The sequence below is a fragment of the Zunongwangia sp. genome (genome assembly GCF_048269745.1).
Taxonomy (GTDB): Bacteria; Bacteroidota; Bacteroidia; order Flavobacteriales; family Flavobacteriaceae; genus Zunongwangia.
In genome coordinates, this window is record NZ_JBLXIB010000014.1 from 50,829 (window position 1) to 64,779 (window position 13,951).

The 13,951-nt window shown below is 32.3% G+C and carries 7 protein-coding genes; all 7 read left to right on the forward strand.

Annotated features, from left to right (window positions below; all coding sequences use genetic code 11):
* Positions 1-42: 42 nt before the first annotated feature.
* A complete protein-coding gene (locus ACN0WI_RS14350) occupies positions 43-2,424 on the forward strand; it encodes an ABC transporter permease (RefSeq protein ID WP_417887731.1) in 2,382 nt (793 codons plus the stop codon).
* 76 nt (positions 2,425-2,500) lie between these two features.
* Positions 2,501-3,172, forward strand: coding sequence for an ABC transporter ATP-binding protein (locus tag ACN0WI_RS14355; protein WP_417887732.1), 672 nt, complete (start codon positions 2,501-2,503; stop codon positions 3,170-3,172).
* A gap of 3 nt (positions 3,173-3,175) precedes the next feature.
* Positions 3,176-4,597 (forward strand): TolC family protein, encoded by a 1,422-nt coding sequence (locus ACN0WI_RS14360; RefSeq protein WP_417887733.1) that lies wholly within the window; start codon positions 3,176-3,178, stop codon positions 4,595-4,597.
* 253 nt (positions 4,598-4,850) lie between these two features.
* Positions 4,851-6,458, forward strand: a complete 1,608-nt coding sequence (xylE, locus tag ACN0WI_RS14365) for a D-xylose transporter XylE (protein ID WP_417887734.1) — start codon at positions 4,851-4,853, stop codon at positions 6,456-6,458.
* 9 nt (positions 6,459-6,467) lie between these two features.
* Entirely contained in the window at positions 6,468-7,958 is a 1,491-nt protein-coding gene (locus ACN0WI_RS14370; protein WP_417887735.1) for a xylulokinase, read from the forward strand.
* 2 nt (positions 7,959-7,960) lie between these two features.
* Positions 7,961-9,271, forward strand: a complete 1,311-nt coding sequence (gene xylA, locus ACN0WI_RS14375) for a xylose isomerase (protein ID WP_417887736.1) — start codon at positions 7,961-7,963, stop codon at positions 9,269-9,271.
* Positions 9,272-9,513: 242 nt separating this feature from the next.
* A complete protein-coding gene (locus ACN0WI_RS14380) occupies positions 9,514-13,635 on the forward strand; it encodes a two-component regulator propeller domain-containing protein (protein WP_417887737.1) in 4,122 nt (1,373 codons plus the stop codon).
* The last annotated feature ends 316 nt before the right edge of the window (positions 13,636-13,951 follow it).

The following is a 13,951-nucleotide window of genomic DNA, read 5'->3' on the forward strand; positions in this document are numbered from 1 at the left end:
TAGAATTTGTAAGATTATAAAAGTTCATCAAAAACATCAATCATGCTCAAAAATTACATAAAATTAGCTTGGAGAAAAATTAAAGCCGATAGGCTCTTCTCTACGCTTAATATTCTAGGCCTTTCTATAGGATTGGGGATAACGCTCTTGCTTTTCCTTTTTGTGATACACGAAAAAAGTTTTGATACGATGTATCCAAAAAGAGATCGTATTGCCCACGTTTTGCTTCATACTACAGATCAGCAAATTTCTGAAACCTGGTGTGCGAGTCCGCCTGCCGTTGGGCCGGCATTTCAAAATGAAATACCTGAAATCGAAAAAACCGTTCGTTTTTATCATTATGCATTTGGCCAGCCTGCTTCAATTTCTGTTAATGATAAAGAACTAATTGAACCGCGATTTTTTTATGCCGATGAAGCGATAATTGATGTTTTTGATCTGGAATTTGTACATGGAAATCCTAATACGGCTTTAGCTCGACCAAATACGATTATTATTTCTGAAAGTAGTGCAAAACGTTATTTTGGAAATTTAAATCCTATAGGAAAGCAATTGAAGCTTGAAAATTACAAGGATTTTGAAATTACCGGTGTATATAAAGACTTTTCAAGTAATAGCAGCCTAGATTGCAATGTGGTCGCTTCATTTCATTCTACTAATTTTGCAAAAAATCCAAGCTGGGGAAATGCGAGCTTTGAAACATATGCATTACTTTCTAAAAATGCTGATCTAACTTCGGTAGAAAAGAAGATCGCAGCGCTAATTAAAAAGGAAGTTAGAGACCCTTGGTATACATTTTCTTTACAGCCATTCACTAAAGTCCATTTGTATTCGGCAAATTATTATGATTCGTATAATGCCCGAATTGGGAATATCGAAGAGGTGCGAAATCTTAGTTTCCTTGCTATTCTTATTTTAATTATCGCCTGCATTAATTATATGAATTTGATTACTGCCAGATCGCAGAAAAGACATAAGGATATTGGGATCAATAAAACACTTGGTGCCTCTACAAAATCAATCATTTTACGTTTTTATGCTGAAACGGGTTTAATAACACTTATCTCTATATCTTTTAGTCTCATTTTGGCCATTATTACAGTGCCTTTATTTAACCAGATCGCAGGTATAGAACTGGATTATAGAAATTTATTTACGCCTCAATTTATTAGTAGTCTTTTTATAATTTGGGCAGTGACCAGCCTTATTGCAGGTTCGTATCCTGCACTCCATTTATCCCGACTTGCACCACAATTAGTTGTAAAATCTGGATTTAAAAAGAAGACTTCAGGTATTTTGATTAGAAAAGGCCTAGTCGTATTTCAGTTTACGGCTTCTGTTATTCTAATCATTGGGGTAATGGTTGTTTATCAGCAAATAAACTTCATAAAAAATCGGGATCTAGGTTTTAGTCCAGATAAAATAATTGTCGTATCGATTGGGGCTGCAGAAAATAAAACCAGTATTAGCAGCTTAAAAAATAAACTTCTTAATTCTTCGAATATCATAGCAGTAAGTAGTGCCCAGGGATTCCCAGGTGTAGAGGTAAGTGTTAGAGATATTATTAACCCGATTACGAAAAAAGGGCATAATATCCAAACCAATAATACCGATGCAGAAATAGTAAAAGTCCTTAATCTAAAACTATTGGCGGGAGCAACATTGCCTAAAAATAAAGCTCAAGATGACAGTATTGTAGATGTAATTTTGAATAAAAAAGCGGTAGATTTTTTAGGAATATCGCCTGAAGAGGCTATTGGTAAAAAGGTGCAATTACAGTTGGGTGGTAATGCCTATATACGAGGGGTTGTAGATAACTTTAATTTCTCTTCTTTAAAGGAACCCATTGGTGCTTATGCATTTCATGATTCCCGATCGGAAGAAGCACATTCCTACTTGCTTATAAAATTTAGTGGCAATAATATTACTGCTGTACTTGACGAGATAAAAACTAATTTTCAAGATTTTATTCCAAATTCGGCTTTTCAATATAGTTTTTTAGATAAAAACCTGGAACGATTATATACTGCTGAAAAAAGAACAGCTAGCATTATACTCACATTCTCAATACTTGCAGTATTTATAGCCTGCCTAGGATTATTTGGGCTTGCTGCTTTTACTGCAGAGCAGCGTTCTAAAGAAATTGGAATCCGAAAAGTTGTTGGTGCCAGTGTATTTAAAATCACCAAACTCTTATCCTTAGAATTTTTACTATTGGTATGCATCTCGTTAGTATTAGCATTCCCATTAGCTGCATGGCTTGTGAATTCATGGCTACAAAATTTTGCGTACCGAATAGATCTTAATTGGGTTGTATTCATAATTGCAGCCACAATCGCTATTTTTATAGCTATGGCAACCATTAGTTTTCATGCGATAAAAGCAGCCTTAGCGAATCCCATAAAATCTTTAAAAACAGAATAGATAAATTCAAACCTTACAGGTTGGTTTCAAAAAGCTGTAAGATTTGAAAATAATAATTTTTCAAATAAATAAAACCATGTTATTAGAACTAAACCACATTTACAAATGGGTAACCACCGGTGGAAGAAGAACATTTCTGCTAAACGATTTAAGCCTTAAAGTTGAAGAAGGCGAATTTATCTCTATCATGGGACCTTCAGGTTCCGGGAAGTCTACTTTGCTAAATGTTATTGGCATGTTAGATGGCTTTCAGGAAGGGGAATATAAATTTCTGGACGAAACTATTCATAATATGAAAGAAAAGCATCGTTCAAAATTATACAAAGAGTATATCGGTTTTGTATTTCAGCAATACCACCTTATCGACGAGCTTACCGTTTATGAAAATATCGAAACGCCACTTTTATATAAAAGTATAAAATCATCAGAGCGTAAAGCGTTAGTTGGCGATATGCTGGATCGCTTTAATATTGTAGGAAAAAAAGACCTTTTCCCAAATCAGCTTAGCGGTGGGCAACAACAATTAGTAGGAATTGCGAGAGCACTAATTTCTAAACCCAAATTAATCCTTGCCGATGAGCCTACCGGAAATCTAAACTCTAAGCAAAGCGACGAAATTATGCAGCTTTTTAAACAATTAAACGAAGAAGATGGGGTAACCATTATCCAGGCTACACACTCTGAAAGTAACGCAGCTTATGCCTCTAAAATCATCAATCTTCTAGACGGTAGCATCAAAAAATCTTAAAACATGAATTTAAAATCATCAATCCTAATACTCATCATTCTTTGCCCGGTTTTATGTCGATCGCAACAAGATTCGATCGTACTAAATTTGGAGCAATGTATCACTTTAGCCTTAAAAAATAATCCTGATCTAAAATCACGAAAATTAAATTCAGAATCGGCCACTGTGAATTTTAAGCAAAGTCGAAATGAATTGTTGCCCAGTTTAGACGGAAGTATTTCTGGCGGAATTACTAATGGGCGAAGTATCGACCCCTATTCTAACGATGTGATTGAACAACAGCTGAATTATTCTAATGCCGGGCTAAATCTTAGCGCAATTGTCTTTGACGGATTTAGACTCCTAAACCAAATGAAAAGGGATAAGTTGAATATCAAAGCTGCTGAAGCTGAAGTACAGGAAGCACGGCAAAATCTTATTTTAGATGTAACCATGGCTTATCTGGGCATTTTAAATGCAGAAGATTTATTGGAACTTTCAAAAATCAGGCGTTTAAATACCCAAAGACAGCTGGATAGATTACAGAAATTGGATGAAGAAGGAAATGCAAATCCGGCAGAATTCAACAATATAAAAGGTCAATATTCGGCTGACGAAAACAGCGTTATCGATGCTGAAAACAATCTGAAACAATCGGTTTCTCAGCTAGCGCTTTTACTAAATATTGATTATAAAGTTTTTCCTGAAACCTACCATTCTCTTGAAGTTTATGAAAAATACAATTTAAGTGCTGCCCATGTTTTTAAAGAAGCAGTAGAAAACCTGGCAACTTTTAAAGCTCGTGAATTTCGAATTAAAGCTACTGAAAAACAGGTGAAAATTGCACGGTCTAATTATTATCCACAAATTGGTTTGTTTGCACAATTAAATACCAATTATTCTAGTACGGCTAGTAAATTTACCGAAACCGGAAGCCAAATTGTGGAAACCGGAAATTATATTCAGTACAATGGTCAATCGTTACCGGTACTAGCAAGCCAGATTCAATATGCAGCGGCCGATATTTCATTTTTAGATCAGTTTTCCAATAATCTGAATTCAGGTGTAGGCGTTTCTGTTAGTATTCCTATTTTTAATGGATTTCGGGCAAAAAACAACGTGAAACTACAAAAAATCAATCTTGAGCAATCTAAAATTGATTTAGAAAGTACCAAAAATCAGTTTTGCCAACGAATCATTCAGGTTCACGCAGATATGGAAACAGCTTACCAGCAATGGCAAAATTTAGAAGAACAAGTAAATGCCTATCAGGAAAGTTTCAGGATCAATGAGATTAGATATAACGCCGGCGCATCTACCATCGTAGATTATATTGTTAGTAAAAACAGTTTAGACCAATCCAGAATTAATCTGGCTAACGCGAAATATCAATATTTGTTACGAGTAAAAGTGATGGAATATTATCGTGGAAATTTAAAATTTTAGAAGCCTTATGATAGATTTGTATCTCTATTTTTTGAATAAAAAATGCAAAATAAATAAATGATTTTTTTAAAATAAATTCAAAATATTCGAAAAATATAATTTTATTTAAAAAATACCGAAAACCTTATTTGTTATGATATTGAAAATCGAATATAGTATGTATTTTTATATTCAAAATATTTAGCATTTATTTTTGATAATACCTAAAAAAAAGTTAAACTTGTAGTCTATAAAACTATTAGATATTGTTTTTATGACTATAAATAAATCAAAGCAAAGTTCTCTCGTACTGCTTACTACTTTGGTAGCAAGTTTAGGAGGCCTGCTTTTTGGATACGATACAGCTGTGATATCTGGCGCTGTAGGTGCAATTGACGAATTTTTTCTCAATCCATTAGACGAAGCCGCAACTTTAGCTACCTCAACTATTATTGAGTTTAAAGCTATAATATCGATTACCGCTTTAGGAGTGGCCATTTTGTTTAGTTATTTCATTTTTAAATTTTTTAAGAAATCGTTAGCGGCGATTATTGTTATTGCATTATTTGCTATTTGTATACCCTTATATAATATTTATTTTCTTGATCTGCCCAATGTTCTTACAGAAAACCTAAGAAATTCAATTCTAGGTTTTATGACGAGTAGTGCACTTGTAGGTTGTATTATTGGTGCTTCAATGGGAGATGTTATTGCTAATAGCTTAGGAAGAAGAAATGGCTTAATTATAGCTGCCATTTTATTTCTTATTTCAGCCATTGGCTCTGGGTATCCAGAAATAATGAACTTTTATGGAGTAGAAATGTTATCTTCTTTTATTATTTATAGAATAATAGGAGGTGTAGGAGTAGGTTTGGCAAGTATGTTAGCTCCACTTTATATTGCTGAAATGGCCCCAGCGAATATACGAGGTAAAATGGTTTCATGTAATCAATTTGCTATTGTAACCGGTATGCTGATTGTATATTTTGTAAATTATTTTATAGTTCAAGGTCAAGAACCTACTTGGATAAAAGTAACTGGTTGGAGATATATGTTTTTATCTGAAGTTATTCCAGCTTCTTTATTTTTTGTATTACTTCTATTTGTACCTAAAACACCACGATTCTTGGTTATGGTGGGGCATGAAAATAAAGCTAAGGGAATTCTTGAAAAAATGAATCTTAAATCTGATTCTAGTGAGGTTTTAGAAAGTATAAAGCGTTCTTTTAAAGTTAAAAAAGCTCCTTGGCTTACTTACGGTTGGCTAATTATAATTGTAGGATTATTGCTTTCTGTTTTTCAACAATTTGTAGGGATAAATGTAGTTTTATACTACGCTCCAGAAATATTTAAAGGGATGGGAGCTGAAGCGAATGCCTCTATGATGCAAACTATAATTGTAGGTGCCATTAATATGATTTTTACCATAATAGCTATTCTTACCGTGGATAATTATGGAAGAAAAAAACTGCTATTAATAGGTAGTGCAATGATGGGATTTAGTATGATAGGTTTAGGTTTCTCATTGTATTTACAAGCTGCTGGAATTATAAGCTTATTATTAATGCTTGTTTACATTGCTGCATTTGCAGTTTCTTGGGGACCTGTAACTTGGGTTTTGTTGTCGGAGATTTTTCCAAATGCTATTAAAGGAGTTATGGCAGTGGCAATAGCTATGCAATGGTTAGCAAACTTATTGGTGTCTTGGACGTTTCCAGTAATGAATAAAAATAGTTTTTTGATAGAACAATTTAACCACGGATTTGCTTATTGGATCTACGGAATTATGGCTGTACTATCTGGTATTTTTGTTTGGCGTTTTGTGCCTGAAACAAAAGGACGTTCGCTAGAAGATATGGAGCAAATTTGGTTAAAAAAATAAAACGTTACTATGTATTTTTTAGGAGTAGATTTAGGAAGTTCATCTATAAAATTAGCAGTTTTCGATGCTGAACAAGAAAAAAGTTTAGCAGCGGTCAGTGAACCTAAAACTGAAATGGCAATGAATGCGCCAGAACAAGGTTGGGCCGAACAAGACCCTAATCAATGGTGGGCAAACTTTAAAACAGCTTTGCAACGCTTGCAAACAGAATATAATATTGATTTACAAAAAATAGCCGGAGTAGGAGTTGCTTACCAAATGCATGGTTTAGTATTAACCGATGAAGCTCTAAACCCAATTCGTCCTGCTATTATTTGGTGTGATAGCCGTGCAGCTGAAATTGGTGATAAAGCTTTTGAGGAAATTGGAGCTGAAAAATGCCATGATTTAATTTTAGGAAGTCCTGGGAATTTTACCGCTTCTAAATTAAAGTGGGTAAAAGAAAATGAACCTAGCAATTATAAGCAATCAAAATACATGATGTTACCCGGTGATTATATTGCCGCAAAACTATCGGGAAAAGCACAAATTAGCAAAAGTGGATTATCGGAAGCTGCACTTTGGAATTTTAAAGAAAACCGGTTAGCTCACGAAATTTTAGATCATTTTGAAATTGATACTAACATTGTACCTGAAATTGTTTCTAATTTTGGTGAGCAGGCTCAAATTTCAGCAACAGTTGCCAAAAGTTTGGGACTTAATGAAAATGTGAAGATTACCTATCGTGCAGGAGATCAGCCTAACAATGCATTATCGTTAAATGTTTTAGAACCAGGGGAAATAGCTACTACCGCAGGTACATCAGCAGTTATTTATACGGTTAGCGATAACCATGCTTTTGATAAAGATAACCGTATCAATACTTTTTTACACGTTAATAATCAAGAAAAAGAGAATCGTAATGGTGTAATGGTTTGTATTAATGGATCTGGTATTCTATATCAGTGGCTTCGAAATACGTTGTCTGCTGGGTCTGATAAACCAGTTTCTTACGAGCTTTTAAATGAATTAGCTGCAGCAGCAAAACCAGGAAGTGATGATTTATTGTTTTATCCGTTTGGAAATGGTGTAGAGCGAATATTTCAGAATAAAAAAGCCACATCTGGAATTCAGAATCTTAATTTCAACATTCATAAAACACCACAATTGATACGCTCAGCTTGCGAAGGAATTGTTTTTGCAATGTACTATGGTTTCGAAATTATGAAAGAGGTGGGAGCATCCGGAACTAAAGTAAGAGCAGGACGAGATAATTTATTTTTAAGTCCTGTATTTCGAGAAATTTTCGTGAATACTACAAACACTACCTTAGAATTGTACAATACCAATGGGGCAGATGGAGCAGCAAGAGGTGCGGCATATGGTTATGGCCATTTTAAAACACTTAAGGATGCCTTTAAAAGTTTAGAATGTCTGGAGCAAATAAAACCGGATGCTGAATTGGTAGAAACTTATAAACATATTTATACAAACTGGAAAAATCAGATTAAAATTCAATAAAGATGAGTGAATATTTTAAAAATATCGGAAAGATAAAGTTTGAAGGTAAAGAGAGTGACAATCCTTTAGCTTTTAAATATTATGATGAAAACAAAGTTGTAGCGGGTAAAACCTTAAAAGAACATTTACGTTTTGCGGTAGCTTACTGGCACACTTTTAATAATAAAGGGGGAGATCCATTTGGATCAAATACAGAGGTATTCGAATGGGATAAAAAAACAGATGCTGTAGATCGTGCTAAAGACAAGATGGATGCAGCATTCGAATTTATGACCAAATTAGGAGCTCCTTATTATTGTTTCCATGATGTAGATTTAGTAGATGAAGCACCTACATTAGGAGAGTTTGAAAAAAGAATTCAGAAAATAACTGAATATGCTAAAGTAAAACAAAATGAAAGTGGTTTGAAACTACTTTGGGGAACATCAAACTTATTTACGAACCCTCGTTATATGAATGGTGCCTCTACAAACCCTAATTTTGATGTAGTTTCTTATGCAGGAGCTCAAGCAAAAATAGCTTTAGATGCTACTATTGCTTTAAATGGTGAAAATTACGTATTCTGGGGAGGTAGAGAAGGTTATATGAGCCTTTTAAATACCGATATGAAAAGAGAACAAGATCATTTAGCTATGTTCTTAGGTATGTGTAGAGATTATGCACGTAAAGAAGGTTTTAAAGGTAATTTCTTTATTGAACCAAAACCTATGGAACCAACAAAACATCAGTATGATTACGATGCGGCTACTTGCCTTGGGTTTATAAATAAATATGGTTTAAAAGATGATTTTAAATTAAATATTGAAGTAAACCATGCAACACTAGCTGGACATACTTTTGAGCATGAATTACAAACTGCTATAGATGCCGGTATGTTAGGAAGTATTGATGCTAACCGTGGTGATTACCAAAATGGATGGGATACTGATCAATTCCCAATAGATTTATTGGAGGTTACACAAGCTATGCTTATTATCTTAGAAGGTAACGGATTTAAAGGTGGTGGAATTAATTTTGATGCAAAAGTTCGTAGAAATTCTACTGATTTAGAAGATAAATTTATTGCACATGTAGCAGGAATGGATGTTTTTGCTAGAGCATTAATCACAGCAGATCATATTCTTAAAAATACAAAATATACTTCTTTACGTACAGAACGCTATGCTTCTTTTGATAATGGAGAAGGAAAGAGATTTGAAAATGGAGAACTTAAATTAGAAGATTTAAGCGCTTTAGCTACTAGCAAAGGTGAACCAGAAAAATTAAGTGGTAAACAAGAACTTTACGAACAAATTATAGCTAATGCATTTTAATTTCTATAAAATGCTTAGTTAATTTTTAAGGATTCGAATTTTATAAAAAAAAGCTGTCTATTTAGGCAGCTTTTTTAATTATCATCGATAAAGGTTTATTTTTGTGAAAATTTAACAAAATCATCTTCAGGCAAACTTATATAATATCACTTTTTAAGCACTATTTATTAAAATGAATATGTTATAAAGCTAAGATTCCATATAAAGTGCCATAAATTAATTAATATAAACATCTATATCTCTTGAGAAGTATCAGTCTTAAAATTTTCTTACTACTATTTTTAGCGTATACAGCGAATAGCTTTTCTCAAACTAGCCAATTTAATGAAATCGATATTCGGTTTTCTCATATTGGGGTAGCCGATGGCTTATCGCCGGGTGCTGTAAATTGTATTTTTAAAAGTAACGATGGTTTTTTATGGATAGGAACTACCAGTGGCTTAAATAGATACGACGGATATTCATTTAAAACTATTAATCCAAAACCTTCTGATACATTAGCATATCAATCAAGAGATTATCGCCAAATTTTTGAAGATCCAATTGGTAATATTTGGGCAGAAACACAGCAAGGTATTAATATTTTTAATAGGGACACACAATCTTTTTCATCTAATCAAACTAAAGTTATAAAAGCATTAGGGTTACCTGAAGGTACTGTTACTTCAATAAAAAAGGATAAAAATGATGATTATTGGTTTATATATGCTGATGCTCGTATAGTAAAATACAATAAAAAAAATATTGATGTTAGCTCTGTTATTAAAGAATTATCTATTCAACAGGATACAGAAATTGCAGATATAACTGAAGATAAAAAAGGAGATTTTTGGATAATATTTAAAAATGGATTTTTAGTTACGGTAAATGGAAAAACATTACAAATTTCTGCTAAATACAATAATCTAAAGGAACATAATGATTCAGAATCCCGAGCGTATCGTTTAGTAATTGATAAATTAGGAAATATTTGGATCCATAGTTATGGAAGATATGGTGTATACCATTTTAATGTTGCTAAAGAATTACTTCAGAATTTTTCTGAAAAAACATCTAAACCCAAGATTAGTAATGATTTAGTAAGCGAGTTGGTTACTGATAGTAAAGGCAATATTTGGGTAGGTACTGACCATGGTGGCATTACAATTATTGATCCTGAGGATTTTACAGTTCAGTATCTTGAAAATAATCCGGAGATCGAAAATAGTTTATCGCATAATACGATAACAGCAATGTATAAAGATGCTGAAGGTATTTTGTGGATAGGTACATTTAAAAACGGAGTTGATTATTATCATCCTAATATTATTCGGTTTCCGCTTTATAAAAAACTAGTTTCTGATCCAAATAGTCTACCTTTTAACGATGTAAATGTATTTGAAGAAGATAAAAACGGAAATCTTTATTTAGGAACTAATGGGGGGGGATTAATTTACCTAAATCGAAAAACAGGAAAATATACGCAATATCTTCATAATCCTGATAATCCCAAGAGTATTTCTAGTAATGTGATTGTTAGTTTGTTAGTGGATGATAAAAATCAGTTATGGATAGGAACTTATCTTGGTGGATTAAATAAGTTAACTGCAGATGGGTTTATTACATATACGCACAATCCTGCCAGCCCAAATTCGATAGCTGGAAATAATATTTGGGAATTATATGAAGATTCTAGCGGTTATATCTGGATTGGTACTTTACAAGGTGGGCTAGATCAGTTCGATCCAGAAAAAGAAATATTTTATAATTCAAATAAAGATGGAGGAAAATTCATCATTCACAATAGTTATATTTCTTCAATTACCGAAGATTCTAGGGAAAATTTATGGATTGGTGGCTTAAATGGCATCGATGTTATTAATTTAAAAACTGGAAAAAGTACTCATTTTACGCACATTCTTGGAAAAGAAAATAGCTTAGAAGATAATTTTATCTTCAGTATTTATAGTGATAACGATAACCATATTTGGGTGGGAACCCAAAAAGGTCTGGAATTATATAATCCTAAAGAGCAATCGTTTTATCACTATAAACTGAAAGATGGCTTACCTGGGGAAAAAATTATTGGTATTGTAGAAGATAGTCAAAACGATATATGGTTAACCTCTTCTAACGGAATTGCGCAATTCTCTAAAGATTCCATTAATAAATCTGGTAAAATAATTCCTAATTTTAAGATTTATAATGATTTAGATGGACTCCAAGGAAATATTTTTAATGAAAATTCAATATTTAAAACATCAAGAGGAGAAATTTTAGTTGGTGGCTTGCACGGTTATAATATTTTTAATCCTGAAGAATTTGAAGTTAATACCAAACTACCAAAAGTTGTTTTTACAAATTTTTACTTATTTAATAATACTATTTTACCTAATCAAGAGATAAATGGAAGAAAACTTCTGAAGAAACCGTTGTATAAAACTTCGGAAATATCTTTGAAGTATGAGGAGAATATATTTTCCATTGGATTTGCTGCTTTAGATTATTTTCAACCTTCAAAAAATAAATATAAATATAAATTGGAAGGTTTTGATGCTAATTGGCAAATGGTAAATAGCGATCAGCGTGAGGTTACTTATACAAATTTAGATCCTGGTTCGTATATCTTTAAAGTAAAAGCCTCAAATAACGATAATTTTTGGAATACTGAAGCAACTACATTAAAAATCGAAGTTTTACCCCCATTTTATAAAACCACCTATGCCTATATTTTTTATGTATTGATTATTGCCGGTATTTTATATGTTGGTAGAGAACGAATTATCGATAAGCAGCGTAAAAGTTTTCAGATTGCTCAGGAAAAAAGGGAAGCCAGTTATTTACACCAGATGGATTTAATGCGTATTCGTTTTTTTACCAATATTAGCCATGAATTTAAAACGCCATTATCTTTTATACTTTCTCCGCTAGAGCAATTAAAACAGCGAGAATTACAACCTCAGGTACAAGAGCAAATAGCAATTATCAATAAAAATGCACAAAAATTATTGAATTTGATTAATCAAATTCTGGATTTAGGAAATATAAAGAATGATATGCTGTTATCGAGCTCTAGAGGTAATGTAATTCATTTTATTGAAGAGATTGCTGATTCGTTTCAGGAATTAGCAAAAGAGAAAAATATACATTTTCAATTTACTTCAAATAAAGATCAATTTTTTACGATTTTTGATATGGATAAATTGGATAAAATCATCTTTAATTTATTATCGAATGCGTTTAAATTTACACCTTCGGAAGGAAAAATTACAATTGCGATAACTGTAAAAAAATCTAAAAATAAACCAACACAAAGCCATTGTTTAGAGATAACGATAAGCGATACGGGAATTGGTATAGCTAAGGAATATCAAAAAGCTATTTTCGATCGATTTTTTCAGGTAAATGCTGTAGATCAGAAACCAACACAAGGTAGTGGTATCGGGTTAACTTTAGTTAACGAATATGTGATGTTATACAAAGGAAAAATTAGCCTAGAAAGTGAGTTGGGAAAAGGAACTACTTTTAAGGTTGAAATACCGTTACTGGAGTTGACAACCCAGCCAGCTATGGATAGTGAAAATTCAACAGATTCTGTAGAATTAGAAGTATTGCCTAGTATTTTAATTATTGATGATAATCGAGATTTACTAAATTATCTTACTCAAAATTTCAAAGAATTCTATAATGTTTTTATTTCAAGTGATGGGGAAACAGGTTGGAAAAAAATACTTTCGGTTCGGCCTGATTTAATAATTTGCGATCGGATAATGCCTGGTATGCAGGGTATGGATTTGTGTGTTAAAGTTAGAAATGACTCGAGAACACGGCATATTCCTTTTATTTTAATAACTAGCAATGGTAGTGAAGAGAATAAGCTGCAAGCGTATAATGCTGGGGTAAATGATTATTTGATAAAACCGTTTCAATTCGATTCTTTACATTCAAGAGTTCGAAATTTAATTGAGCAGCGAAAGTCTTTTCAGCAAGCCTATAGTAAAAAAATCGAAGTACCTGATATTTCCGATAAAGTGAAAATTGAAACGGAAGATGAAAAACTAATGGGAAAGGTTTTAAAAACAATTACTAAAAATTTATCCAATTCTGATTTTTCAGTAGAAAAATTAGCTTCTGATTTGGGAGTAAGCAGATCTTATTTATATAATAAAACTGTAAATCTTTTTGAAAAGTCTCCTTTAGAATTGATTATAGATCTTCGCTTAAAAAGAGGAAAAGAATTATTGAAAAAAAGTCAATTAACAATTGCGGAGATTGCTTTTCAAACCGGCTTCAACAATCCTAAATATTTCACTAAAAACTTTAAAAAGAATTTTAATATTCTTCCTTCTGAATATAGAAATAGGCATAACGCTAAAACTAAGTAAGTATAATATCGTTTTATAAAGACATAATTGTTTTTAATAGGGATTAAAATGTTAAAAATGATAAATCCCTTTATTTATAGGGTTTGCCGAGTTATTTAAAAACATTAAGTCCTATATAAAAACGATTTAATCCTCTCCATAACTACATTCATTTAATACTTTAGCGCTCATTACTACATCGTTTGAATTGATTAGTAAATAATTTTTTAATTGAATTTTTTTAAACGCAAAAAATCAAGACATTTTTATTAATTCATTATTAAAAGCATCGTTTATGAATAAAATGACTACTAGTAAAATAAGGATTAGCCCTTAT

What these genes read in the sequence shown, in the direction of transcription:
- ACN0WI_RS14350 (WP_417887731.1), top strand. Translation starts at nt 43, where the DNA reads ATGCTCAAAAATTACATAAAATTAGCTTGGAGAAAAATTAAAGCCGAT.
- ACN0WI_RS14355 (WP_417887732.1), top strand. Translation starts at nt 2,501, where the DNA reads ATGTTATTAGAACTAAACCACATTTACAAATGGGTAACCACCGGTGGA.
- ACN0WI_RS14360 (WP_417887733.1), top strand. Translation starts at nt 3,176, where the DNA reads ATGAATTTAAAATCATCAATCCTAATACTCATCATTCTTTGCCCGGTT.
- xylE (WP_417887734.1), top strand. Translation starts at nt 4,851, where the DNA reads ATGACTATAAATAAATCAAAGCAAAGTTCTCTCGTACTGCTTACTACT.
- ACN0WI_RS14370 (WP_417887735.1), top strand. Translation starts at nt 6,468, where the DNA reads ATGTATTTTTTAGGAGTAGATTTAGGAAGTTCATCTATAAAATTAGCA.
- xylA (WP_417887736.1), top strand. Translation starts at nt 7,961, where the DNA reads ATGAGTGAATATTTTAAAAATATCGGAAAGATAAAGTTTGAAGGTAAA.